At 45.2% G+C, this 24,761-nt stretch carries 20 protein-coding genes; 11 read left to right on the plus strand and 9 right to left on the minus strand.

Going from position 1 to position 24,761, the window contains the following annotated elements; genetic code table 11:
* Positions 1–51: 51 nt before the first annotated feature.
* From AC5ZC7_RS30145 to AC5ZC7_RS30170, 6 genes are all read left to right on the plus strand, one after another.
* Entirely contained in the window at positions 52–657 is a 606-nt protein-coding gene (locus tag AC5ZC7_RS30145) for a TetR family transcriptional regulator (protein ID WP_496161116.1), read from the plus strand.
* Between the two features lie 11 nt (positions 658–668).
* On the plus strand, positions 669–1,283 hold the full coding sequence (locus AC5ZC7_RS30150) for a TetR family transcriptional regulator (protein ID WP_496161117.1): 615 nt from the start codon (positions 669–671) through the stop codon (positions 1,281–1,283).
* 25 nt (positions 1,284–1,308) lie between these two features.
* Positions 1,309–2,667: a TolC family protein gene (locus tag AC5ZC7_RS30155; RefSeq protein WP_496161118.1), complete on the plus strand. Its 1,359-nt coding sequence runs from the start codon at positions 1,309–1,311 to the stop codon at positions 2,665–2,667.
* 35 nt (positions 2,668–2,702) lie between these two features.
* Positions 2,703–3,773: an efflux RND transporter periplasmic adaptor subunit gene (locus AC5ZC7_RS30160; RefSeq protein WP_496161119.1), complete on the plus strand. Its 1,071-nt coding sequence runs from the start codon at positions 2,703–2,705 to the stop codon at positions 3,771–3,773.
* Between the two features lie 40 nt (positions 3,774–3,813).
* A complete protein-coding gene (locus AC5ZC7_RS30165; RefSeq protein WP_496161120.1) occupies positions 3,814–6,996 on the plus strand; it encodes an efflux RND transporter permease subunit in 3,183 nt (1,060 codons plus the stop codon).
* Between the two features lie 159 nt (positions 6,997–7,155).
* A complete protein-coding gene (locus tag AC5ZC7_RS30170; RefSeq protein ID WP_496161121.1) occupies positions 7,156–8,031 on the plus strand; it encodes a hypothetical protein in 876 nt (291 codons plus the stop codon).
* A 134-nt stretch (positions 8,032–8,165) separates the two neighbouring features.
* Here the strand turns inward: AC5ZC7_RS30170 and AC5ZC7_RS30175 are convergent, their stop codons facing one another.
* From AC5ZC7_RS30175 to AC5ZC7_RS30210, 8 genes are all read right to left on the minus strand, one after another.
* On the minus strand, positions 8,166–9,752 hold the full coding sequence (locus AC5ZC7_RS30175) for a class I SAM-dependent methyltransferase (RefSeq protein WP_496161122.1): 1,587 nt from the start codon (positions 9,750–9,752) through the stop codon (positions 8,166–8,168).
* Positions 9,753–9,882: 130 nt separating this feature from the next.
* Positions 9,883–11,298: a nicotinate phosphoribosyltransferase gene (locus tag AC5ZC7_RS30180; RefSeq protein ID WP_496161123.1), complete on the minus strand. Its 1,416-nt coding sequence runs from the start codon at positions 11,296–11,298 to the stop codon at positions 9,883–9,885.
* A gap of 11 nt (positions 11,299–11,309) precedes the next feature.
* On the minus strand, positions 11,310–12,221 hold the full coding sequence (locus AC5ZC7_RS30185) for an NUDIX domain-containing protein (RefSeq protein WP_496161124.1): 912 nt from the start codon (positions 12,219–12,221) through the stop codon (positions 11,310–11,312).
* A gap of 262 nt (positions 12,222–12,483) precedes the next feature.
* Complete coding sequence (locus AC5ZC7_RS30190; RefSeq protein WP_496161125.1) at positions 12,484–13,068, minus strand: hypothetical protein; 585 nt, start codon at positions 13,066–13,068, stop codon at positions 12,484–12,486.
* 44 nt (positions 13,069–13,112) lie between these two features.
* Positions 13,113–13,799 carry an NrtR DNA-binding winged helix domain-containing protein gene (locus tag AC5ZC7_RS30195; RefSeq protein ID WP_496161126.1) on the minus strand — a complete coding sequence of 229 codons (687 nt, stop codon included), beginning with the start codon at positions 13,797–13,799 and terminating at the stop codon, positions 13,113–13,115.
* Between the two features lie 14 nt (positions 13,800–13,813).
* On the minus strand, positions 13,814–14,218 hold the full coding sequence (locus AC5ZC7_RS30200; RefSeq protein WP_496161127.1) for a hypothetical protein: 405 nt from the start codon (positions 14,216–14,218) through the stop codon (positions 13,814–13,816).
* Positions 14,219–14,230: 12 nt separating this feature from the next.
* Positions 14,231–14,626, minus strand: a complete 396-nt coding sequence (locus AC5ZC7_RS30205) for a nuclear transport factor 2 family protein (protein WP_291919683.1) — start codon at positions 14,624–14,626, stop codon at positions 14,231–14,233.
* Between the two features lie 150 nt (positions 14,627–14,776).
* Positions 14,777–16,063, minus strand: a complete 1,287-nt coding sequence (locus AC5ZC7_RS30210; protein ID WP_496161128.1) for a M28 family peptidase — start codon at positions 16,061–16,063, stop codon at positions 14,777–14,779.
* Between the two features lie 201 nt (positions 16,064–16,264).
* Between AC5ZC7_RS30210 and gcvT the strand changes: the two genes are divergently transcribed.
* The 3 genes from gcvT to AC5ZC7_RS30225 all read left to right on the plus strand — a co-directional run bounded on the left by gcvT (position 16,265) and on the right by AC5ZC7_RS30225 (position 18,656).
* Positions 16,265–17,353: a glycine cleavage system aminomethyltransferase GcvT gene (gcvT, locus tag AC5ZC7_RS30215; protein WP_496161129.1), complete on the plus strand. Its 1,089-nt coding sequence runs from the start codon at positions 16,265–16,267 to the stop codon at positions 17,351–17,353.
* A gap of 90 nt (positions 17,354–17,443) precedes the next feature.
* Positions 17,444–17,917 carry an SRPBCC family protein gene (locus tag AC5ZC7_RS30220; protein WP_496161130.1) on the plus strand — a complete coding sequence of 158 codons (474 nt, stop codon included), beginning with the start codon at positions 17,444–17,446 and terminating at the stop codon, positions 17,915–17,917.
* Between the two features lie 16 nt (positions 17,918–17,933).
* Positions 17,934–18,656, plus strand: coding sequence for a 2-phosphosulfolactate phosphatase (locus AC5ZC7_RS30225; RefSeq protein WP_496161131.1), 723 nt, complete (start codon positions 17,934–17,936; stop codon positions 18,654–18,656).
* Positions 18,657–18,861: 205 nt separating this feature from the next.
* Here the strand turns inward: AC5ZC7_RS30225 and AC5ZC7_RS30230 are convergent, their stop codons facing one another.
* Positions 18,862–19,755, minus strand: a complete 894-nt coding sequence (locus AC5ZC7_RS30230; RefSeq protein ID WP_496161132.1) for a helix-turn-helix domain-containing protein — start codon at positions 19,753–19,755, stop codon at positions 18,862–18,864.
* Between the two features lie 84 nt (positions 19,756–19,839).
* On the opposite strand from AC5ZC7_RS30230, the gene AC5ZC7_RS30235 reads away from it, so the two are divergent.
* Both AC5ZC7_RS30235 and AC5ZC7_RS30240 read left to right on the plus strand, forming a co-directional pair.
* Complete coding sequence (locus tag AC5ZC7_RS30235; protein WP_496161133.1) at positions 19,840–20,751, plus strand: MBL fold metallo-hydrolase; 912 nt, start codon at positions 19,840–19,842, stop codon at positions 20,749–20,751.
* A 223-nt stretch (positions 20,752–20,974) separates the two neighbouring features.
* Positions 20,975–24,712, plus strand: coding sequence for an SNF2-related protein (locus tag AC5ZC7_RS30240; RefSeq protein WP_496161134.1), 3,738 nt, complete (start codon positions 20,975–20,977; stop codon positions 24,710–24,712).
* The last annotated feature ends 49 nt before the right edge of the window (positions 24,713–24,761 follow it).

A 24,761-nucleotide genomic window follows, 5' to 3' on the forward strand; every position in this document is an offset into this window, starting at 1 on the left:
TCCGAAAAACTTCCTAATTTTGACCCTGAAACTAAAAAAGTCAAAAAGTTAATGCAAACAGAAGCTAAAGATGAAATGCGGGATAAAATCCTGGACGCGGCTCTGAAGCGTTTTACTCACTATGGCGCATCCAAAACAACGATGAACGAAATAGCAGATGATCTTCACTGCTCTAAAGCATCGCTGTATTACTACTTCCCGGACAAAAAAGCCCTGCATACAGCCGTACTACAAAAAATTGCGGAAGCCTATTTCCAGACAATGGAGAAAGAAGCAGCAGAATTGAAGTCGGCTGCGCAGGCATTATATAATATCATCGATCTGCGAAAAGAATTTATCCGTAAATTCTGTCGCCTCGAATTATTTCAAATCATACAAGACAACTCCTCCTTCTTCCTGGCGGAGAAAAAGAAAGCCAAACAAAGAGAATTCAATATCCATACAGATATCATTAAGGCAGGTATTGCTTTGGGAGAATTTAAAGTATCAGATCCCGCACAGGTAGCCGAACTATTGGTACAAGCTACCATGGGCCTGCGCTTTTCTGTTCCGGATCACATCCGGGAAGATACCGACCTCGATGATGAGATGATGGACAATATCATAGAGAAACAAAAACAACTGCTGGAGATCTTCATAAAAGGAATAAAAGCATAATAACGGAAATCATGGTTGTGAGAGAACGGATACTGGAAACGGCACTGAAAATGTTCAGAACCTACGGTGTGAAAGGTGTGACAATGTTCGACATTGCACGTGATTGTGGTATCTCCAAGAAAACTGTGTACGAGCACTTTGTAGACAAACAGGCATTGATAGACGAAGGGATGCAGCAGTTGTTAACTAATCATATTAACTATTTTACCGCATCGCTGCAAACCGCAGCCGATGCCATTGAAGAAATGATGCGTAACATGAAATATGTTACCAGCATAGCCAAAACCCTTAACCCGGTGATGTTGTATGAAATCCAGAAGTACCATCCGGACACCTGGAAGAGTATTGAAAGTTTTAAGGGGGATGCGATACTAACTAATATCAAAGACAATCTAAAACGAGGCATGACGGAAGGCCTATATCGTCATAACCTCCATATTGATATTGTAGCACGTATGCGCCAGCTACAGCTGGAAGCCGCATTTGATCCGATACAATACCCCGCAGATCAGTTTGACCTGCACACGGTAATGGAACAGGTAACCGCCCATTTTATACTGGGTATTGCCACCATCAAAGGACATAAGCTGGCTAACCAGTACCTGCATATTAACGAAGACGAATAAACGACTACGCTAACAGATTTAATTTATGAAGCGATTAAAGTTAACGCTTGTCCTCCTATTGGGGATAGGGGTGTATAATGGCTATGCCCAAACGCAGCTCACTTTATCCGAAGCGCTGAAGTTTGCATTGAACAACAACAAACAATTAGCCCGGACTAAAATGGACGAGGAAATGGGTAAATTCAAAACCCAGGAAGTCCGCTCCCAGGCCTTGCCTCAGCTGAATGCTAACGCATCTTATACAGATAACCTGATGCTGCAAAAATCACTCATTCCAGGTGCTGTATTTGGTAAACCACCAGATAGCTCTATCCTCGTGGCATTCGGTGTAAAGTATAATGCCACCGTAGGCGCAGAATTGAGCCAGCAAATCTTTAACCAGGCCGTATTTACAGGTTTGAAGGCAGCAAAAGCCGGTGAAGAATATTATAAAATACAAACCGTGCAATCTGAGGAAAACGTGATCTATAGCGTATCTCAGCTGTATTATCAACTGATGGTAACACAAGAAAAAATTGTGACTATCAACAGTAATATTGAGAAACTGACCCAACTGGTAAGTGCTACCAAATCACAATTCGATAATGGATTGGCCAAGAAGATAGACCTTGATCGTATCAAGGTAAACCTGACTAATTATCTCACGCAACGCACGCAACTGTTGAACCAGTATGCCATGCAAACCAATAACCTGAAAAAGGTAATGGGGATGCCATTGCAATCTTCTTTCTTATTGCCTGCCGCCTCATTGAAGGAAATTGAAACCGCTGCTGCCGGCGTATTGCAATATGATGATATGAATATTGCCAACAGAACGGAGTATAAACTGTTGAAGAAACAGGAAGAACTACAACTGTTCCAGAAAAAAGCTTACTTGGCGGAGTACTACCCTTCCCTGTCATTATTCGGAAGATATTCTTACAACGGCATGAGTCAGCAATTCGCTTTCTCCAAAGATCCGTCCAACTCTACCAGCTGGTTTGGTGCTGCCGCTATCGGCGTATCACTGAAGATACCCATCTTCGATGGTTTTGGCCGCCGCTCTAAAGTAAACCAGCAAAATGTTGTGCTGCGTCAGCTGAACAAGCAAATAGAAGATACCGAACAAACGCTTAGCACAGATTACGAAAATGCCAAGCTGATGGTACGTAGTAACTTATCTACCATCACCACACAAAAGGAAAACGTGGACCTGGCCAATGAAGTATATTATTCTACCCAGAATAACTACAAACTCGGTTTGGCAGGGTTAACGGATCTGCTCAATGCAGAAACTTCCCTGGCTGATGCGCAAAACAGCTACAACGAAGCACTGCTGCAATATAAACTGGCAGAGCTGGACATCATAAAGAGCAAAGGATCTTTAAAAGATCTCCTAAACTAAACGTATAAACGAAAACAACGATAAACTATTTGCAGATGAAAAAGTTTATAATCTGGGGCGTAGTGACAATAGGTGCAGTGGTACTGATCATGTGGAAACTCAATGCTAATAAAAAGGCTAATGAGGCGAAAACAGAATTCGTAAAACAAAGCAATATCGGCGATATCCCGGTGCTGGTGCAAAAAGTAACCCGCAACGATTTTTCAAATGGCTTCCTCGCCAATGGTAACTTCGCCCCCGTGCGTGAATTGGCTTACCTGGCAGAAACTGCCGGTCGTATTACCAAATTACTGGTAGACGAAGGCAGTGTAGTAAGACAGGGGCAACCCATTGCTTACGTGGATGCACAAATTGTAAACACCGACCTCGAATCTGCAAAAGCTAACCTCAACCAGCTGAAAGTAGATAAAGAAAGATACGAAAGCGCCTTCCAAACCGGTGGCGTTACACAAAAACAAATGGACGATGCACGCCTGCAGTACGACGTGGCCAAAACACGCTACGAGGCCGCCAGCCGCCGTGTAAGCGATACTTATGTGAAGGCACCTATCTCCGGTATCATCAACAAAAAATATATTGAGCTGGGTGCTTATCTTTCTGTAGGTACTAAAATGTTCGATATCGTGGATGTATCCCGCCTGAAACTGGCGGTATCTGTGCCGGAAGGTCAGGTAGTAACCCTGAAAAAAGGTCAGAAAGTAGAAGTCACCAGCAACGTTTTCCCGGAAACAAAGTATGAAGGTACTATCACCTTTATCGCAGCCAAAGGCGATAACTCCCTTAACTACCCGGTAGAGATGGAAGTAAACAATGTAGCCGGCAAAGACCTGAAAGCAGGGATGTATGGCACCGCGCACTTCGTAGACCCGAATGCAGATAAAACCATTTTTATTGCACGCACCGCATTCATTGGTGGTGTAAACAGCAACGAAGTATATATCATGGAAGGTAATGTGGCAAAGAAACGCAAGGTAGTAGCCGGTCGCATTATTGGCGACCAGGTGGAAATACGGGAAGGCCTCAACGAAGGTGATACCGTCATTACCAGCGGTCAGATTAACCTGACAGAAGGCGCCACTGTAGCCGTACAAAACGCTGCGAAGTAAGTAAGGAAATGTATCTGGTGTTTGACCAAATTTTTGCAACATGAAGATTACTGAAGTATCGATTAAGCGACCTACCATTGTGGTGGTGGTATTTACCATCCTCACCCTGTTGGGCGTGATGAGTTATAAATCGCTGAACTACGAGCTGTTGCCCAAGTTCAGCTCCCCCATCGTTACCATTGCTACCATTTACCCGGGAGCTTCTCCTAATGAGGTAGAAAGCAGTGTGACAAAAAAAATAGAGGACGCCATTGCGTCTATGGAAAAGATCAAGAAGATTACTTCTAAATCTTCCGAAAGCCTTTCCGTTATTACTGTTGAGCTGAACAACGATGCCAATGTGGATATCGCATTGCAGGATGCACAGCGTAAGGTAAACGCTATCCTGGCGGATTTGCCCGGTGATGCGAAACCACCTTCCCTCAACAAATTTTCATTGGATGATTTGCCTATCATGACATTGTCTGCCACCGCAAAAATGGACGACAAACAGTTTTATGACCTGGTAGATAAGAAACTGCAACCGTTATTGTCCCGCTTACCCGGTGTGGCGCAGGTGTCGCTGATTGGTGGCCAGGAGCGTGAAATTCAGGTAAACGTAGATCCTAAGAAACTGCAGGCATTTAACTTGTCTATCCTGCAGTTGCGTCAGCTGATCACCAATGCGAACCTGGACTTTCCAACCGGTAAAGTAAAAACAGCCAATGAACAGATCCTGATCCGTTTGGCAGGTAAGTATAAGAATGTAGATCAGCTCCGTAACCTGGTGTTGAAAACAACGGAGAATGGCACCCAGGTGCGTCTTACAGATGTTGCTGATGTACAGGATGCGCAGAAAGACGCGGATCGTATTGCCCGTGTAGACGGCGTGAGTTCCATTGCGTTGCAGGTGCAGAAGCAAACGGATGCCAATGCGGTAACCGTGAGTGAGGAAATGAAGAAAACGATTACTCAAATAGAGAAAGACTATGCTGCTAATGATCTGAAGATACTTGTGGCAAATGATTCTTCTGACTTTACACTGGAGTCAGCAGACTCCGTAATACATGACCTGATCCTGGCGGTAGCGCTGGTAGCAGTAGTAATGTTGTTGTTCTTACATAGTGTGCGGAGTGCCATCTTCGTAATGATCTCTATTCCGGCTTCGCTGATTGCTACTTTTATTGGCATGAAGCTGATGGGTTTCTCGCTCAACCTGATGTCCCTGTTGGGTTTGTCGCTGGTAGTAGGTATCCTGGTGGATGATGCCATTGTGGTACTGGAGAATATTTATCGTCATATGGAGATGGGTAAGAACCGGGTGCGTGCTGCATTTGATGGCGTAAAAGAAATAGGATTCACGGTTACTTCCATTACCCTGGTAATTGTGGTAGTGTTTCTCCCTATATCCTTAACCAATGAGCTGGTATCAAAAATTCTGCGTGAATTCTGCGTGGTGGTAATGATATCTACTATGTTAAGTTTGCTCTCTTCCTTTATGATTGTACCGTTGTTATCTTCCCGTTTTGGTAAACTGGAACATATCACGGGTAAAAACTGGTTTGAGAAGTTTATCCTCTGGTTTGAAGCGCAGTTATCAAAGTTCACCAGCTGGATGACAGATATCCTGCGTTGGGCACTGGCGCATAAGGCAATTACCCTGATAGTAGCGATAGGCTTGTTATTCGCCTCCTTCATGTTGTTGGGTAAAGGATATATTGGAGGTGAGTTTATTCCGAAGGGTGACCGTGGACAATTTATTGTGATGTTGGAAATGCCAAAGGATGCGTCTGTAGATCAAACCAACCTGGCTACCAGAACAGCGGAAAAATATCTCAACAAGAAACCGGAAATCACCCGTTTGATTACTACCGTTGGTCAAACCAGTGAAGATGGCTTTGGTAATTCACAGTCCACTGCTTATAAATCAGAAATCACCGTAATGCTGGTAGATCCGGAGAAGCGCGCGGATGCATCAGATATTTATGCGGCAAAGATTAAGAAAGAGTTGAAGAATATCTTACCTGGTGTTAAAGTAAAAACCACGGCTGTAAGTATTATGGGTACTGCAGAGCGTGCGCCGGTAGAGCTGATTGTAATGGGTACAGAACTCGATAGTGTAATGAACTATGCTAAAAGAGCGATGGATACCCTGAAAACCATCAGTGGTGCTACGGAAGTAAAGCTGTCTGTAGAAGATGGTAATCCGGAAATCAATGTGCAGGTAGACCGTGATAAGATGGCCGCATTGGGGCTTACCCTGGATGCGGTGGGAGGAACTATGCAAACGGCATTCAGTGGTACAGCAGATGATTCCAAAGTGAAGTTTCGCCAGGGAGATTATGAATATGATATCAACATTCGTTTCGATGATTTCAGCAGAAAGAACCTGGATGATGTTTCAAATATACAGTTCATCAATGATAAAGGACAGTTAATCAAGTTGTCGCAGTTTGCTGCGGTAACAGAAGGTTCTGGTCCGAGTCATCTGGAAAGAAGGGACAAAAATACGTCGGTATCAGTGCAGGCGCAGGTGATGGGTCGCCCTTCCGGTACCGTAACACAGGAGTTTACAGAAAAGCTGGCTAAGATGGGTAAACCAACGGGTATCAGTTACCTGTTTGGCGGAGATGCAGAAAACCAGGGCGATTCCTTTGGTACGTTGGGCGCAGCGTTGCTGATCTCTATTGTACTGGTATACCTGATCATGGTGGCATTGTATGATAACTACATTTATCCATTTGTGGTATTGTTCTCCATCCCATTGGCAATTATTGGCGCGTTGCTGGCATTGGCGCTGACTAACAATACGCTGAATATATTTACCATATTGGGTATAATCATGTTGATTGGTCTGGTGGCGAAGAATGCGATCATCCTGGTAGACTTTACCAACCAGATGAAAGAAGAGGGCCAGAGCACCTATCAGGCGTTGATACATGCCAACAACGCTCGTTTGCGGCCTATTCTGATGACCACTATCGCCATGGTGATTGGGATGTTACCTATTGCATTGGCAACAGGTGGGGTGGGCGCCATCAAAAATGGTTTGGCCTGGGCCATCATTGGAGGTTTGATTAGCTCCATGTTCCTGACACTCATTGTGGTACCGGTGGTATACATGGTGGTTGACAAGGTAATGGCGAAGTTTGGAATTGGTAAGCTGTCGACCAAACGCTACATCAGGCAGCGCATGGTGGCTTCTTATGAAGAAGTTCCTTTAAATGAAATTCATGTGAATTAAAGATATGTTACTAACAGTGTAACAGTTGTAGGTTTAGGTAATAGCCGGAGTACTCCTACTCCGGCTTCCTTTTTTCTTTGATATTAACAATTAATTCTTTCGTTTTCACATGGTGTAGTTAATGAGGGCATATTACTTTTGTGGGCATAAATCTTCCATATGAAAAAGTATCTCCCCTTTTTATCTTTATTAATTTCCCCATTTATTGTACAGGCACAGAAAACCACCACTGGCCTGGAAAAACCAGAAAGTGTGGTTGCTTATAAAGGTGGCTATTTTGTTTCTGAAATCGGTCCAAAGCTAGATCCAGTAGGCAAAGATGGGGATGGTGCCATCTCCTATATCAACAGTGCCGGCAAACTGGAAACACTCAAATATTTTGATGATGCCCTGAATGCCCCCAAAGGCCTGGAGATCATTGGTGACGTATTGTATGTAGCAGATATTGATCACCTGAAAGGCTATGATATTAATACCCGGAAGAAAGTATTTGATTTGAACCTGGAGGGGAAAGCGCTGCTCCTCAATGATTTAACTAAAGTGGATGATAGTACACTGGTGATCACCGACTCATTTAAAAATAATGTATTACTGGTGAATACGGTTACCGCTTCCTGGACGGTGTTAAAGGGCGAAATTGTAGTACCCAATGGTGTGGTATATAACGTTGCTACAGATGATATATACGTGTGCAGCATGGGCGCCAATTTTGACGGTACAGGTAAATTATATTCAAAGAAACTGCACGATACAAACGCCGCTTTTGAGGAGTTGAAAAATTCACCGGTAGGGCTTTTTGATGGTATTGTACAATTAGATGACCACCGTTTGCTGGTATCTGACTGGATCACTATTAAAGACCCGGTGAAAGGCAATTTATACGTGTATGATTTAAAGAATAATCAATATACTAAACAGGAAACCAAGCGTGCTCCTGCTGATATCGCACTGGATACAAAGAAGAAAGAATTGCTGATACCGCAATTACTGGACGACAGACTGGAAGTTGTTTCACTGAAGAAATTAGGGTTGTAAGCTAATAATAAGGGGAAGCCGGCTCTCACAGAGCCGCTTCAACTTATTGGGTATTTCTATTACAGCATTGCTGTCACTATATAAACACTACGTTGCAGAACAAGCGATATCATAATGATGTTTTTTTATCAACATTATTTTCTCGCTAACAGCAACATATGTGATACAGGAAAGGGAATGGGCAAGGGTACATCATTTTTGCACGGGCGCATCAGCTGTACCTTTCCTTCCAACCTGTTTTGCACAATCCATTCATTTCTCCAGGTACTGGAAAGATGATCTAACCTTAGCCCGGCTTCTTCCAGTGCTGATTTCCAATCGTTGTAATTCCAGAAGCAAAATGTTTCGTGCATTTCACTCAGCCAGTTATCGTGATAATCTTTTTTGAAAAGGAATTCGCAGGCATTTTGCATGGATAGCTGTGCATAGGTTTTACCGGCAATGGTTACCCATTCGTATGGCAATTGAAATCCTTCATGGTGGCGGAAGTCTTTGGCGAATTGTTTGAATAGCGCCATGGTAGATAGTTTGCCCAACCAGGCCGATAGTTCATGCGTGTTGGCATTTTCGGGCATAGGGAGATTATTTTCTCCATCAGTATCGTTGAGCCACAGTAAAATGATTTCGTCTTTATTTTCCGGACCTACTACATCCCTGTTAATCCATACACCACCGGGTACTAATTCATTATAACGATTACGGATAAACGCTAATAAATCTTCCCTGTTGCCGTAAGATTCAATTTCATGGGTGAGCGAAGAAGTATGGATGGTATTCATACTGCCTGCTTCGAACACCAGGCTGGTAACGGCGTTTTTCTGTGAGAAGAAGACAGAAGGATTAGCAAATTCTCCGTTATGTTTTCGTTGTAAACAGATATCGTATAAGTGCCGGGAAACTTCAATGCCGTAAAAGTCGCACTCATGGAGGCGATCATCTTCGCAGGCTATTTTAATCCAGGAACCGGCGGCGCAGCCGATGTCCCCAATTTTTCCAGGTTGGATATAGGGAGCTGTTTCGCGGTATTTCTGTGCTGCGATGTCGTCCATTTGCTTTACGTATACGGCGTAATCGCGGGTAGCGGTAAGATCGCCGTCGGCGCCGATGATGGGGTCTTTGAGTATTTGTTGCACCTTCTCCCCTACTCCATACAGTGACCAGACTTTGAATGAGGCCGGATGCATTTGATCCAGGATGGTTTTGTTTTTTCGCCAGTCGTCGGATTGTGCTACCAGTTTTACAATGTCCCAGGGCATGGGTTGGGTGAGTTGTTGACTGGCAGGGTCCCACTCTGCCGGCAGTACGGTGTATCCTTTGCGGAGATACATTTCTTTCACGGCGGTAGAGCAAATCACGAGGGTATTTTCCGGGGTGAGCGCGTGTACGCCTTCGCTGGAATGTTTGATGGTTTTGATGGTATAATCTGTGAAGTCGTTGATCACGCCTACGTCGTCGATGCCGTATACAAAGGCCGGTACATCCAGGGAGTTAGAGAATTCCTGGATGGCCATGGCGCGAAGATAGAACGGCACCGGGTTCCGCTTGGTTCCCAGGTGATTTGCCGAGGTAACCGCGAAAATAATTCCGTTTATTTCCTGTGTAGCTAACGGATGGCCATATACGTCATTTTCGCCTGTCAGTTTGCATTTGATCAGGCGGTTGAGATATTTGAACTGAAAGTCAGTTAGCAGATGATGGCGGCCGGGTATGAGTAAATACATGCTATGAAGATAATGAATGAGGTGAATTATTGCAGGAGAAGGGCGTTAAAGTAATGAAAAATAAAACAGCCGTTTCGGGGATGAAACGGCTGCTATTGAGGTAAACGTGTTGGAAGAAATAAGGATATTTTTATAAAGCGGCGGTTTGGCGTACTTCGTTGAAAGTATATTGCCTGATTACTTCACCGTTTTCGAATACGGTTTGCAGGAGGTCATCTGCTACGGCGACTTCTGAAGCAGATACTGTTTTGAAGGTGTTATTATCGCGTACCAGGCTGAGTTTGCCGGCTTTTGATTTTTTGAAAGAAGTACGAAGATTACCGGCGGCATCCAGTTCTACTGGCATTTTTTGCACATTTACCGGTTCACCATTTACTACGGCGTAGGCACATTTGAGGGCAAACTCTTGTGTATCGCGGTTTACGCGTTGGAGTAAGGCGCCGCCCATGCCCAGTACCAGGTTTTCCGCGCTGATACCTGCTTGTTTGAGTGCTTCAAAGATGCCTGGTATAGAAGAGTAGCTGATGCCATCGCCTTGTATTACCCTTACCTGTGGTGGGAGTACTTTGAAACCTTTTTCGTTGGTAGTGTGCCCAAATTTTTTCATCAGGATATCAAAAATTTTCAGCAGGGTTTGTATGGGATCGCCGCTGTCGGGGCGGATAACGAGGGTGCCATCTCTCTTTAATATCTGTTCTTTCAAGGCAGTGCCCCAGTATTCTTCACAGGCCCGGAAAATATTGTAGGAGTCAGATACACAGGCGATGGTGCCGGTAGGATACGTGTCCAGTATGTGTTTGAATATCTCCAGTTCTCCGGCTTCGCCTAAAAGGGTTACTACGGAGTGTTCGGTAGCGGGGATAGACAGTCCTGGTGCGGTTGTAGCGCCATAATATCTTTTAGCGAATACGGATCCTGGAATAGTGTCGCTACCAGCGAAGCTGACCAGGTGGGCGCTGCCGCCTATACCGGCGCTTTCTACTGAGCTGGCGCCGCGGAAGCCGAAGTCGTTGAGGACAAAATCGATGCCGGCGAAAGCAGCTGCGCTGGCGGTTTCTTCATAATATTTCTTTACTACTTTTTTAATCTCCCTGGATACAGAAGCTACGGTGCAGGGATACCACACCTGCATGAGCAGTGTTTCGAGGAAGTTGGTGAGCCAGAAACATTCCGGGTCGGTGTTTTCGATGGTCATCAGTACATTTCGTACAGGCACCACCGTACCTTCCGGCACTGCTTTAATGCGGATGGGAAGTTTACCGCTGTGTTTATCGATAATGTATTCAAAGCGGCTGCGATCGAAAACATCGGCGCGGCCAAATACGTCTGTGAGTAAGGCTTCTGCTTCGTCCAGCTTTTCTTTGGTAAATACTTCGCCGGCTAAATATTCTTTCAGAAAGTATTGCAGGCCGTAGAAAACGGTTTCATCGAATTTACCGCCCCTGCTTTCGAGGTAAGAGTAGATGTATTGGGTACCGGGGATATATAATTTGTGGTGGGAGTATTTGTAAGCATCGGCCAGGAGGAGGAGGTTTTCCTTTGTCATAACTTAATATTTTAGTCTTGGTAAGAATATTTTTCCATCAGTTTGGCGAGTAAAGGGAGATGTGTATCTACAATTTCTCCGTTGGTAATTAAGGAGGGTATATCCTTTACATTTACCCACTTTACTTCGGCCAGGTCGTCGCCGGCAGCGGCTATACCGGCTACCAGGTTAGTACTGAACAGGGTGGTAATAATTTTGTTTACTTCGGTGCGATATCGCCAGTCGTCAATCCGCATGGAGGCGACGTATTCCATCTGGCTGATTGACAGTGGGCCACATTCTTCCTGTAACTCTCTGGCAGCGGCCATTTCGTAATCATCGTCTGTTGGGTCGGAAAAACCGCCAGGCAATCTCCATGCGTTTTCGTTGGGCTTGCGGCCTAACAGCAGTTCCTGTTTGTTGTTGCGGAACAGGGCAATATCTACGGTAGCATATACAGACGGGAACAGGTTATAGGTGTTGTATATGATGCCGGCGCGAAACTCTTCTGTGTCAAACACCTTGTCGGATAGGGCTTCCCGCATAGCGGTGGCGTTGTAATCCTTTACCGGAGGCAGTGCTTCGGTGGTATACTTACCGGTGTAATTACCCATGAAGCTATCGCGGCTGCCGTACAACAAAAAGCTTTCGTGTGGAAAGTTGTTGTGCAGCAATTCATCCAGCTTCTGTGACCATACTGCATCGCTTTTCTGATCGCTCAGTGGCAATACGATGATTTCCGGAAACTGTTGTTTGATCATGCGCTCGCGGGTGTAGTAGTCGAGCGGGTTTTTGCGGCTACCCCTTACCGGGCTAACGCCGAGTATGATCAGCACGCGATTGTGCTTTTGTTTCACCTGCCGGATTAGTGCCAGGTGGCCTTCGTGGAGGGAAGGTGTCTGGAAGCGGGCGATAATAACTCCTGTGGGCTTTGTGTTTTGCATATCCGAGCTATTTTGTGTCATTGTTACACAAATGTATGCAGGGAATTTGAAACGGCAAAATATTTATTGTAAAAAATACACAAAATATAATTTGGAATACAGAAATGATAGCATATGATTGGGTTATGTGGTAATACAGCAGTAGGTTTTGCCGAATGAAATTGCTGCCTTTCATTTGTAGGAAGCCTGTTTGTAAAAAGGAGCTTTTACCAACGAGATAATCTTTATAAAATAAAAGAGGCCATTATGGCCTCTTTTATTTTTAAGGAAACGTAAGAAATGCTTTACTATGCGTATTCCTGATTTTATCATGTGCTGTCACTAAATCAAATGTGCTGTAGGCTACAAAAGCACCATCTACCACCATTATAAACCGCATCGTTTTTTTCTGACGGGTAAAATACAAAGCTACCACTTGTTGTCCCATCTTTACTTTATTGGTCATGATGCTATCTGTTCGATGTTGCAATTTCATGGCCCCATATTTCTCCCGCGATGCTTTTATAGAGGAGATCTCATTCACCTCCTGTGGAATTTTTTGAAGGGTAGTGCCAGTGGTGTTGGTCTTCGTACTACTACCTCCGTTGGAAGAAAACGATATTTCCCAGGTTTTGTCATCCAACAACAGGTTGCTGGTTTTCCGGAAATCCGCGCTATCCTTCAAACAATATAGTAGCTCATATCTGACAGGCCGCATGGCGTCTGGATTTATCACAATGGTATCCCAGGAGGTGTAAAGGTGATCCAATATTTTTCCAATGTTTGGAGCAATGCTACAGTTGGATTGTGCAGATACCGTGGAAACAGTAAGGATAAGTGCGACGATGATACAGCTGGTTCGGAACATATGGGTCAATTACAGGGTGTAGAAATAATAGTTTGGGTGGGCAGCTATATCTCAAACGTCATCCCTTCTTTCTTCAACTTAAAATACCGTTCCTCATCAAAGCTGAATAAATTCGCGGGTCTCCCCTGCGATACCTGTTTCTGCTTTTCATTATGCGCAATCAATATTCCGAGGTGATTAATTTTTTTCTGGAAGTTCCGCCGGTCGATAGGCCGGTCCAGCAGGGTTTCGTAGAGCTTTTCCAGGTCTGCGATCGGGAATTTTTTGGCGAGCAGTTCAAAGCCGATCGGTTCGTAGCGGATTTTGTTGCGGAGGCGCTGAACGGCTACATCAATGATGGCGGCGTGGTCAAAGGCCAGTGTGGGCAGGTCTTTGATATTGAACCATTTGGCGTCTTCCGCGTCTGAGCTGGCGGCCAGCTGGAAGTTGACAGGGTTTACCAGGCCGAAGTAGGCAACAGATACGATTCTGCCACGGGGATCGCGGCCGGGTAAGCCGAATGTATACAGCTGTTCCAGGTAGTTGATGTTTACGCCGGCTTCGGTGAGCAGTTCACGGGTAACGGCTTCTTCGAGGGATTCTTCATCCAGCACAAAACCGCCGGGGAGTGCCCAGCTGTGCAGATAAGGCTCTATGGTGCGTTTGATGAGCAGCACCACAATGCCTTCTTTGGGAATATATCCAAATACTACCGCATCTACGGTGAGTTTGATGTTTTGTTTGATCGGCAAGCTTATCTGTTGTTTTACTTGATGTAATGACCTAACTGGGCAGTGTCTTTGTGTAAATTTACGAACAAAGGATTTTTCTGCGGATCAAAAACGATAATAGTGCTTTGTTCCCATATATCCTGGGGGGTAGGCAGTTCTATGATCACTTCCTGGCCGTTGGCGCGGTGGAACAGTAAACTGTCTTTTCCGGCCATATGCCTTTTAAAGTTGTGGCGGTCGAGGAAATCGGTCATTTGTTTTCGCAATTGCAGTACCGAATCATTTAACAGGCTGGACGCGGGTTTGAATTCGCGGTACACATAGGATTTCTCGCTGATCACATCGTAGGCGGATTTGTCGGTGGTATGCTCATCATTACGGGTAGGGTTACACGCAAACAATCCTATGGCGATGGTGAGGAGTGATAATATTTTATTCATGCGTTCAAAACTTTAATGTTCGTAGCAATCATAGTTGCGTTGGCGATAAATTTTGCCATCGCGGAATTCTATGATGGTGCAAATAAATGCTTTCATGATCTGTCCCCGGCGAAATTGTCCGGCATCTACACCTATTTCCCCGGTCCATTTGGCTTCTACCACGAGGGTATTGCCGGATTCCACTACTTTCAGCACGCTGAAGTGTTGGGATTTTAGAATAATTTTATTGGTGGCCATGCTTTCCAGCATGATCTCAAAATTTCGTTGTTTGATCTCATTCGAGAGCTGATTTGGATATTCAGTCTGAATGATATTCGGATGAAAAACCCTGGCAAATTCAACGGGGTCTGTTGAAAAGCTTTCCAACAGCTGGAAATACCGGTATATAAGCGCCAGTTTCTCTTCCATTTAAAGGGATAAATTGAAATATTTTTGAATGACGTAATTATGCGAAAATATACATTTAGAGATAAGAATTACGAATTACGAATTATGAATGACGGATTTGTGGGGAGATTGACTGCGTTTATCTCCCCACAAATCCGTCATTCGTAATTCTTAATTCGTAATTCCTGTAAAGGCGAGTTTGTCTTTATCGTTTGTTTTATCAATGATATTATATACCAGTTTGAGCACGTTCAGGGTACCTTCATAGTTGATCTTACTATTGTTGGTGGCGGTGCTGGTAGAAAAATAAAGAACGGGTATATTTTTTTGATAGAAAGATGCGTGATCAGAGTTGTTGATGCCGGTAGAGTCATATTTCACTGGCAGGTCTTTGCTGGCGGCCTGCTGCAGAATAGCTGCCCATCCGGGAGAGGTACCTGTACCACCGATTTGCAGGGAGGTGCCGGGGTTAAGCTGACCAATACCATCCATATTGATCATGTAGTTTACCTGGGAAAGATTGACGGTGCTATGGGAGGCAAAATATTTGGAGCCGAACAATCCCTGTTCTTTACCGGAAAAAGCAACAATTACGTAATTGTTGTTATGGAGACGGGAACCATTCAGGATACGGGCTATTTCCAGTAAGGCGGCGGTACCGCTGGCATTGTCTTCCGCTTTGGCCGTGGTTTCCCATCCCGGGTAGTCGTAATGGGCACCAATAACGATGGTCCTGGGAGCTTTGTTGTTAATATAGCCGATTACGTTGGTGCCATTACGTTTGATGGCTTTGAAAGCCACCTGCATGTTTACCTGGAAGCTGCCGGCGTCTTCTGCACTCAACTTTTTGCTGATATCACTATTTACCCAAACGGCCGGAATGCCGGTATTGGCGGGGTGTTGCTCCAACCACTTAGTCACTTCTGCAACAGATTCTTTCCCATTATAAAATATAACGCCGGTGGCGCCGGATTTTTCGGCCACCTTTGTTTGATCAAGATATTGTTGCAGCATGGGTTTGTGGTTATCGCTATCCATTTCGGCTACGTTGATAAACCAGATATTATCGGGTTCATTTACCCCTGGCATGGCTTCTCCTTTGGCCGTTTTCTCGGCGCTGAAGGGTAGCGGGAGAAATTGTTTGCCTGCCGGTAACTTATCTTCATTGAGGGTCATGTGGCAGGAGGCTGCCGGTTCGCGGGTTTCTTTTACGGTGAAAGTTTGCAGGAAGCCGTCGTCGCCCATAGGCGTTAGTCCAATTTGCTGCAATTGTGCTGCAATGTAAGTGGCAGCCAGTTGTTCGCCGGGAGCCCCGGTGCTGCGACCGTCCAGCTTATCGCTGCTCAGGTAGTTAATGTGCAATTGTAGGTTACCTATGGTTTTTCTGTCCTCTTTTTTCTGCGCATGCACGTATATGGTTACAACCACCAGTGGTAACAGCCAGGTTATCTTTTTCACAGCAATCTGTTTGGGTGTTGCGGCAAAATTACGAATTACCCACGGGCAATAACGCAATTGACAGCAATTCTTTTGACGATTGTATTGTATTTCAACTAATTATAATATAATGCTTTCGTCTTAAAATAGTCATTCGCCGGTGGGGATTGGCCGTTGGTAAATTCCAAATCGCTATTTTTGCCCCGTTTTAAAAACAAAGTAATGAAAAACACGCCGTTTACTGAGAAACACATTGCGCTGGGCGCCAAGATGGCTGCCTTTGCGGGTTACAACATGCCTATTTCCTACACTGGTATTAACGATGAGCACCAGGCGGTGCGTACAAACGCCGGCGTATTCGATGTAAGCCACATGGGTGAATTTATTTTGAAAGGCGAACATGCCCTGGACCTGATCCAGCGTGTGACCAGCAATGACGCTTCCAAGCTCACTGCCGGAAAAGCGCAATACAGCTGCTTGCCTAACAACGAAGGCGGTATCGTAGATGATCTGCTGGTATATTGCATTGAAGAGAATAAAGTATATATGCTGGTAGTAAATGCCAGCAACATTGAAAAAGACTGGAACTGGATCAGCCAGTTCAACACCAACAATGTGGAAATGCACAACATTTCCGACAAAACCTGTCTGCTGGCCATCCAGGGACCTAACGCTACCAGCATCCTGCAACCACTCACGGAAGTAGACCTGGTAAACATGAAGTACTACACCTTTGCCAAAGGCGTATTTGCCGGCGTGCCTAACGTGGTAATCAGTGCTACTGGTTACACCGGCGCAGGTGGTATCGAAATCTATTTTGAAGATGTAGATGGTGCTGCCAACAAAATCTGGGACGCTATTTTCGAAATCGGTACTCCTAAAGGTCTGAAGCCTATTGGCTTAGGCGCTCGTGATACCCTCCGCCTGGAAATGGGTTTCTGCCTGTATGGCAACGATATCGACGACACTACCTCTCCAATGGAAGCAGGTTTAGGCTGGATCACCAAATTCACTAAACCATTTACTTCCAGCGAATTATTCGCAAAACAAAAAGCAGAAGGCGTTAGCAAGAAGCTGGTAGGTTTTGAAATGGTGGATAAAGGTATTCCGCGTCACGACTACGAAATTAAAGATGCAGCTGGTAATGTGATTGGCCGTGTAACTTCCGGTACCCAATCTCCTTCTATGCAGAAAGCTATCGGTCTCGGCTATGTGAATACCGCTTTCGCTGCACAGGATACTGAAATATTTATTGCCGTTAGGGATAAGGCCCTGAAAGCAAAAGTGGTAAAAGTGCCTTTCCTGAGCTAGGAATAGTATGAATAGCCGGTTAAAGTTGTTAATTTCGGTGCCTGGAAAGTTTTCAGTGCACCGGAATTTTTATATTTTATTACCATATCTATGCCTACTATTCATTTGACTACCGTCATTCATGCCCCGCTGGACAGGGTTTTTGACCTGAGCCGGAGCATTACGCTGCACAAGCGAAGTATGTCGCACCGACAGGAGGAAGCGATAAAAGGCCGTACCAACGGACTGATATCTTATAATGAAACCGTCACCTGGAAGGCAAAGCATCTGGGTAAAGTAAGGGAGCTGACTACTAAAATTACCGCCATGCGTCAGAATGAGTTTTTCTGTGATGAGATGACGGCCGGTGATTTTACCCACATGAACCATGAACATCATTTTAAAGAAATCGGCAATGGTACCGTCATGATTGATATCATGGAATTCGGAACGCCTTATGGCTGGTTCGGACGGGTATTTGAGCGGTTTTATTTGTGTAAGTATATGACTAAGCTCCTACAGGAGCGTAATAGTGCCATTAAGGATTATGCAGAGAGTGAAAAGTGGAGAGTAATCCTTGATTAAAGTTAAAAGTAACTGAATGACAGAAAGCAACAAACCCAGCCTGGAAGTATGTTTATCTCCGGCTTTATTACATTTGTTTGATGTAAAAAACAGTATTGTCGTTATTATCGATGTACTGCGCGCTACTTCTACCATCTGTACCGCGCTTTACAACGGCGCCTCCAGGGTAATACCCGTAGCCAGTGTAGAAGAATGTGTGAATATTGGTCGTGCTATTGGCGGCATTACCGCCGGCGAACGCGATGGAAAAGTCGCGGAAGGCCTGGTACACGGCAACTCCCCTTTTGAATATCCCCGTGATTTCGTGGAAAATCAAACCCTGGTACTCACTACCACCAATGGCACCAAACTGCTGCATATGGCCAAAGATGCCATCCAGATTATTACCGGTTCTTTCCCGAATATCAGTGCCGTTTGCGAGTACCTCATCTCACAAAATAAAAATGTTATCCTCGGTTGTGCTGCCTGGAAAGACCGTATAAACATGGAAGATACCCTTTTTGCCGGCGCCGTGGTAAGCCGTATTAAGGAACATTTCGACGTTAACTGCGATTCTGCGATTGCCGCAGAAACGCTCTATGAAAGCGCCAAAGGCGATATCTATACCTTTATGAAACAAGCCTCCCACTACCAACGCTTAGCAAAGTATGGGCTGGAAAAAGATATTCATTACTGTCTCACCCCGGATGGCGCCAATGTGCTGCCATTGTTCAGGGATGGGGAACTGATTGCCGGGTAGTTAGTCTTATTCAGGATTAAACTGATTAGACTGATTTTTTTTGATAATATTTTTGATTTGGAAGATTAGCGAAGACTGATGTGGATATCCGCATCTATCTTCGCTAATCTTTTAAAAAATGTAATCAGTCTAACCAGTTTAATCCTGATCAACACAATATCAGCACAGCGGGTCGATGGATAAAATAGGTTTTGTATTGGACATTTTATGCTTGCTGTGCCTGTTCCCGGAATTGTTGCGGCGCCAGGCCTGCATTTTTTTTAAAGAAGCGGTTAAAATAGGCAGGATCCTCAAAACCAATCTGGTAGCCTATTTCCTTAACACTGAGCGTGTCCGTAAATAACAAGCGTTTGGCTTCCAGTAATATTCTTTCTTTAATGAGTGTGCCAGCGGTTTTACCGGTGAGCTTTTGTACCAGGGTATTTAGTTGCTGAGGCGTGATATGTAACAGGGAGGCGTAATCCTGTACCGCATGCTTTTCATGAAAATGTTGGTGCAACATCTTTTTGAATGTTAGTAGTTGTGTTTGCGCAATGCCTGGTTGCAGATGCGTTTCCTGCAGGTGTTGTTTCCGGATGCGCAATATTTCCAGGAGTATTACGCGGATGTAGGAAAACAGGATATCTGCGGCACCATTGGCAGCCATGTTATATTCCTGGAGGGCCAGCGTCATCAGGGTATGCAAGCGGGTGTATTCTTCCGGTTGTAGTTCAATCACCGGGTAGGCCTGGAGATTATCGAACAGGAAGTGGGCGTATAGTTGATTATCCGGATCATTGCCACTACTGAAAAAGGGGGTATTGAATTTCAGCGAAAATCCGCGGCAACCGGTTTTCCGTACCAGTTCATGCACCTGCTCCGGCGACAACATAAATACTACCGGACCTTTGAAGGGGTAGGCGGTAAAATCGATATGATGAATGCCTTCGCTTTCATTCAGCAACATGATCTCATAATAATCGTGACGATGAGGATATTGCCGCGTCATAATTTTCCCTTCTTCGTTGATGCCGGATACCAGCACATCTTCCAGCTGTGACGGGATGTTGACGGTTACACCATCATGGATACGGTGAGAAGGAATATGTTTTTGTTGCATGTTTAAATGTACAAGTAATTGTATGGAATGTCCATTGAGACGCCTCCGGCGCCGGCTTACTTTTGTGGTGTAAAATTAATGATTATGCCAGACGATACCTCAAGAAGAAAATGGATTAAACAAAGCACCCTCGCCATGATGGGCTTGCCTGTGCTGTTTAAAAATGCTTATATTCTCCCCGGAAACGACAAAGTAACTACTATGAAACATTATCTCTGCACCACCTGCGGGGTGCAATATGAAGCCAGTGAGCAAGCGCCGGAACATTGTCCTATTTGTGAAGATGACCGCCAGTATGTGAATCCAGGTGGTCAAAGCTGGACTACCCTGGAGCAGGTACAGCAAACCCATAAGAATATTATAGAGTTGGTAGCACCTAATTTGTATGCTATTTACAGCACCCCTGATTTTGCGATCGGGCAACGGGCGCATTTGCTCATTACGCCCGGTGGAAATATTCTCTGGGATTGTATTGCTAACCTCGACGCCTCTACGATTAAAATTATACAGCAACTGGGTGGCATTAAAGCCATTGCCCTCTCCCATCCGCATTATTTTTCTACGATTGTGGAATGGAGCCATGCTTTTGGTAATATCCCGGTGTATGTACACCAGCTGGATGCGGAGTGGTTGCAACGCCGCGATGACGTGATTAAACTATGGTCCGGCCATGAATTGCCTTTATGGGATGGTATCAAACTGGTATTATGTGGCGGGCATTTCCCCGGCGCCAATGTGCTTTATGCACCAGCGGGAAAAGGCATGCTGCTGGTAGGTGATGTTATCCAGGTGTCGTCCGACCGGAAAACCGTATCGGTGATGTACAGTTATCCCAATAATATTCCTTTATCTGCCCGGGAAATTAATACGCTACATGCAGCCATAAAGCCGCTGGCATACGACGCCATGTATGGTGCTTTTGGTAAATATATTAAAACCGGTGCGCAGGCAGCGGTGGATTTTTCGTTAGAGAGATATCTGCAGCGAATTAAATGATTGATAAACAGGCATCTATATTTGCAAAAAAAGATGCTGGAAAAATCCCGCTTCCCCGCCATGGCAAACGGGGAGCGGTTAATGCGTTCTTAATGTGTTGACTGCGGGTAATTAGAAAATTTCTGCTTACTTTTGTGGATTGCCTTTTTATCAGCTATTAAGTTTTTTTGATCTATCTATTAACCCTTTTGCTGATAATAAAAAGCGGGCAACAACGTATAGTATGTCGCTACCCCATTTGCTAAAATATGTTTACAACAACGGCACTGATGAAGTGATCCGCAGGGGGAAGCGTATTTTTTCGGCCGGGGGCGTTGAACTCATCGAGGCAGACCCGGTACTGAAATCAGCTACCTTCCGCGTAAAGAGCGACACACACGCCAACTACTACCGTGTTTCTATCAGTAAATATGGAGAAACAACCGGTATGTCCATCCGGTGTCAATGCCCATACAACCTGGGTGACATCTGCCGGCACGAAGCAGCCGCACTTTTCCAGCTCCAGGAAATGCTGGATAAAAACCATTTCGAGAGCTTCGACACACAATTTGATCAGCAGCATACGCTGATTAAAATGAAGTCTATCGATATAAAATCCATCAAACTGCTTACCTCCGGCGCTATTCTGGCCGAAGCAGAAGAAATCGCCAAAAAGCATCCCGCTAAAATCATTGCAGCGAAAGATGAAAAGGTAGAAGCCCTGCTGAAGGTCAACGGAGCCGAATTTCCCCTGATCATTCAGCGGAATGAGGAACGCTTCTTTGATACGCATTGCACCTGCGATGAAACGGATCATGCCCTCTGTGTGCATAAAACCACCCTCTTCCTACAGTTACTGCAGAAAAACGGTCCGTTTTATTTCGATACCCTCCGTAACTGGGATAAAGAGAAAAACAAACTCCTCTCCCTCTATGGTTACTCCCTTTCAGATGATCTGAACGGGAAATTTGCTTTCTCCTACATGGATGGTAAGCCATTTCTCCGTGTACTGGATCCGTCCATTAAACGCGTAGATGGCGCCGCCGCAGGCCGACAGCCCGTGACCGCGCCACCACCACCGGAAGAAACCATTACCATCACCCAACGATTGGCAGCCGTATTCAATGCCAACGAATCGTTGTACCCTTACTTTAAAATAGACCTGGTTAGCGGCGAAATAAACGAAGAACAAAACGCCTTCGTATCCCTCGCCAGCAAACTGGATCTGACCAAATACGTAGACTTCTACCAGTACAAGGAAAAAGACAGGGAACTCATAGCGCCTATACGAAAATTACAAGGCAGCGAAGTGAGCAAATTCCTCAGCAAAAACTCTCCTTTTGCCGGCATCTGGGAAAATATTACGCACGAAAATGCGGAAGAACTCCCTACCGAAACAAAAGAACTGATGCTGGAATACCTGCATCCCAAACTCGCCAAATTGTTCCCGCAACTGGCCGAGCACGGACTGGTATTTGCCTTGTCTAACCGGCAAGCCTTCAAAACAAAGAACTTACAACTGCTGCAAATAGGCGCCGAACGCCTGAAGCTGGTCATCAAAACCAATACCGGCGACACGAACGTGGAAGTAAACTGCTTCGTAAACATTGAAGGAGAACTGGTGAATGTAGCGGATAACGAATGGGATAGCCCCCTGATGTTCCTCTACAAACAGGTGATCTACTTGTTCGAAAGCCCACAGGATGCCCTGCACGTAGAACTCTTCAGACAAAACGGGAAACTACGTGTGGCCAACAAAGAATGGCCGGCCTACCTGAAAGATTACCTGCTGCCATTAAGCCGGCAGTACGATATCCAGTTCGACAAAGAATTGCTGGCCGAGGTAGATGATATCACCCCCGAACCCCGCGTATTCCTGAAAGAACTGGGCGAAACCTTTATCATACAACCTGGCTTCGCTTACCGCGGGCAGGAAGTAGAATGGAACGATGAAAGCAAAATCACCGTCCAGGAAGGCAACAAAGTACTCATCATTCACCGTAACAAAGATGCGGAAGAAGCATTTGTAGCTAAACTCCGCACCTTACATACCAACTTCGCACAGCACGATAACCACAACTATTTCTATCTGCGCGCCAAAGAAGCCCTGAAGAACAACTGGTTCTTCCTCTTCTTCGACGCCCTGAAAGAAATGAACGTGCGCGTATTTGGCTTCGATAACCTGCGTAACTTCAAATTTAGTTCGCATAAACCGGTTACCAACCTGCAAATCAGCTCCGGCATCGACTGGTTTGATGCACAGATCGAAGTATTATACGGTGATCAGAAAGTAAGTATCAAGGATATTAAAAATGCGCTGGCCAACAAACAAAACTATGTTCAGCTGGCAGACGGCTCCCTGGGCCTCCTGCCGGAAGAATGGCTGCGTAAATATTCCCTGCTCTTCAAAGTAGGTGAAGAAAGAGATAAAGGACTTAAACTCAGCAAATACAACTTCAGCGTAATTGATGAACTCTATGAGTTTATTGATGATGAAGCCGTAGTTTTAGAACTGGAACAAAAGCGCCGCAAACTGCTGCAGTTCGATGAAATCCGCAACATTGCGCTGCCGGAGAACCTCAAGGCTACGCTGCGTCCTTACCAGGAAAGCGGCTTCCAATGGCTCAACTACCTCGATGACATCAAATGGGGCGGTATCCTCGCAGATGACATGGGGTTGGGTAAAACCATCCAGGCCCTCACTTTCCTGCAGTACTACAAAAACAAGAATGGTGGTAAAACCATGGCGTTGATAGTTTGCCCTACCACGCTGATTTACAACTGGGAAAATGAAATAAAGAAATTCACACCAGATATCAAACATCATATCCACCACGGCCCGGCGCGGCTGAAATCGTCTGAAGAGTTGGTGAAATTTGATGCCATTATTACTACCTACGGCACCTTGCGTAGCGATATTCAACTGCTCATGAAAGTGGAGTTCGACTACGTGATCCTTGATGAATCACAAGCTATTAAGAACCCGCAATCCAAGGTTACCAAAGCGGCGCAACTCCTGCAAACCAGGAACAGACTGGCGCTCAGCGGTACACCTATGCAGAATAATACCTTTGATATCTATGCTCAGATGAACTTCCTGAATCCGGGTATGCTCGGTAGCGTTGACTTCTTCCGCAACGAATTTGCTACGCCTATCGATAAATTCCAGGATGAAGAAAGAAAAGAACACCTGCGTAAACTGATCTATCCGTTTATTCTTCGTCGTACCAAAGAACAGGTGGCGAAAGATCTGCCGGAAAAAATAGAAACCGTGATCTTCTGCGAAATGGACGCGGAGCAACGTCATATTTATGATGCCTACCGCAACACCTATCGCTCTAAGATCCTTGGTGTTATTGAAGATCAGGGTATGGAACGTTCCCAGCTCACCATCCTGCAAGGTTTGATGAAGCTGCGCCAAATCTGCGATTCCCCTGCTATTCTCAACGATACAGAGCAGTATCCGAATCACTCTGTGAAGCTGCATGAGCTCACCCGTGAAATATCGGAGAACATCGGTAACCACAAAGTGCTGATCTTCTCTCAATTCCTGGGTATGCTGGGCCTGATCCGCGACCGGATGCAACACCTCAAAATTCCTTACGAATACTTTGATGGTAGCACCTCCACCGTTGACAGGGAAAAAGCGATCCAGAACTTCCAGCACAACGATGAGTGCCGCGTATTCCTGATATCGCTGAAAGCCGGTGGTGTGGGTCTGAACCTCACCGCAGCCGACTACGTGTACATCGTAGACCCATGGTGGAACCCGGCTGTAGAACAACAAGCCATTGACCGTACACACCGTATCGGGCAAACGAAAAATATTTTTGCTTACCGCATGATCTGTAAAGACACTGTGGAAGAGAAAATATTGCAGTTGCAGGAACGCAAGAAATCATTGGTGAAAGAGATTATTTCCGATGATAGTGGTTTTGTGAAGAAGCTGACGAAAGAAGATGTGTTGTATTTGTTCAGTTAGTGAATAGTACATAAATAAGTGAAAAGGGGCGCTAACAGCGCTCCTTTTT

The organism is Chitinophaga sp. 9-1-y, assembly GCF_059511905.2.

Coding starts and splice junctions, on each gene's coding strand:
- AC5ZC7_RS30235 (WP_496161133.1), top strand. CDS start 19,840: ATGCCAGACGATACCTCAAGAAGAAAATGGATTAAACAAAGCACCCTC.
- AC5ZC7_RS30165 (WP_496161120.1), top strand. CDS start 3,814: ATGAAGATTACTGAAGTATCGATTAAGCGACCTACCATTGTGGTGGTG.
- AC5ZC7_RS30205 (WP_291919683.1), bottom strand. CDS start 14,626: ATGGAAGAGAAACTGGCGCTTATATACCGGTATTTCCAGCTGTTGGAA.
- AC5ZC7_RS30180 (WP_496161123.1), bottom strand. CDS start 11,298: ATGACAAAGGAAAACCTCCTCCTCCTGGCCGATGCTTACAAATACTCC.
- AC5ZC7_RS30240 (WP_496161134.1), top strand. CDS start 20,975: ATGTCGCTACCCCATTTGCTAAAATATGTTTACAACAACGGCACTGAT.
- AC5ZC7_RS30155 (WP_496161118.1), top strand. CDS start 1,309: ATGAAGCGATTAAAGTTAACGCTTGTCCTCCTATTGGGGATAGGGGTG.
- AC5ZC7_RS30220 (WP_496161130.1), top strand. CDS start 17,444: ATGCCTACTATTCATTTGACTACCGTCATTCATGCCCCGCTGGACAGG.
- AC5ZC7_RS30200 (WP_496161127.1), bottom strand. CDS start 14,218: ATGAATAAAATATTATCACTCCTCACCATCGCCATAGGATTGTTTGCG.
- AC5ZC7_RS30145 (WP_496161116.1), top strand. CDS start 52: ATGCAAACAGAAGCTAAAGATGAAATGCGGGATAAAATCCTGGACGCG.
- AC5ZC7_RS30230 (WP_496161132.1), bottom strand. CDS start 19,755: ATGCAACAAAAACATATTCCTTCTCACCGTATCCATGATGGTGTAACC.
- AC5ZC7_RS30225 (WP_496161131.1), top strand. CDS start 17,934: ATGACAGAAAGCAACAAACCCAGCCTGGAAGTATGTTTATCTCCGGCT.
- gcvT (WP_496161129.1), top strand. CDS start 16,265: ATGAAAAACACGCCGTTTACTGAGAAACACATTGCGCTGGGCGCCAAG.
- AC5ZC7_RS30190 (WP_496161125.1), bottom strand. CDS start 13,068: ATGTTCCGAACCAGCTGTATCATCGTCGCACTTATCCTTACTGTTTCC.
- AC5ZC7_RS30150 (WP_496161117.1), top strand. CDS start 669: ATGGTTGTGAGAGAACGGATACTGGAAACGGCACTGAAAATGTTCAGA.
- AC5ZC7_RS30185 (WP_496161124.1), bottom strand. CDS start 12,221: ATGCAAAACACAAAGCCCACAGGAGTTATTATCGCCCGCTTCCAGACA.
- AC5ZC7_RS30160 (WP_496161119.1), top strand. CDS start 2,703: ATGAAAAAGTTTATAATCTGGGGCGTAGTGACAATAGGTGCAGTGGTA.
- AC5ZC7_RS30175 (WP_496161122.1), bottom strand. CDS start 9,752: ATGTATTTACTCATACCCGGCCGCCATCATCTGCTAACTGACTTTCAG.
- AC5ZC7_RS30170 (WP_496161121.1), top strand. CDS start 7,156: ATGAAAAAGTATCTCCCCTTTTTATCTTTATTAATTTCCCCATTTATT.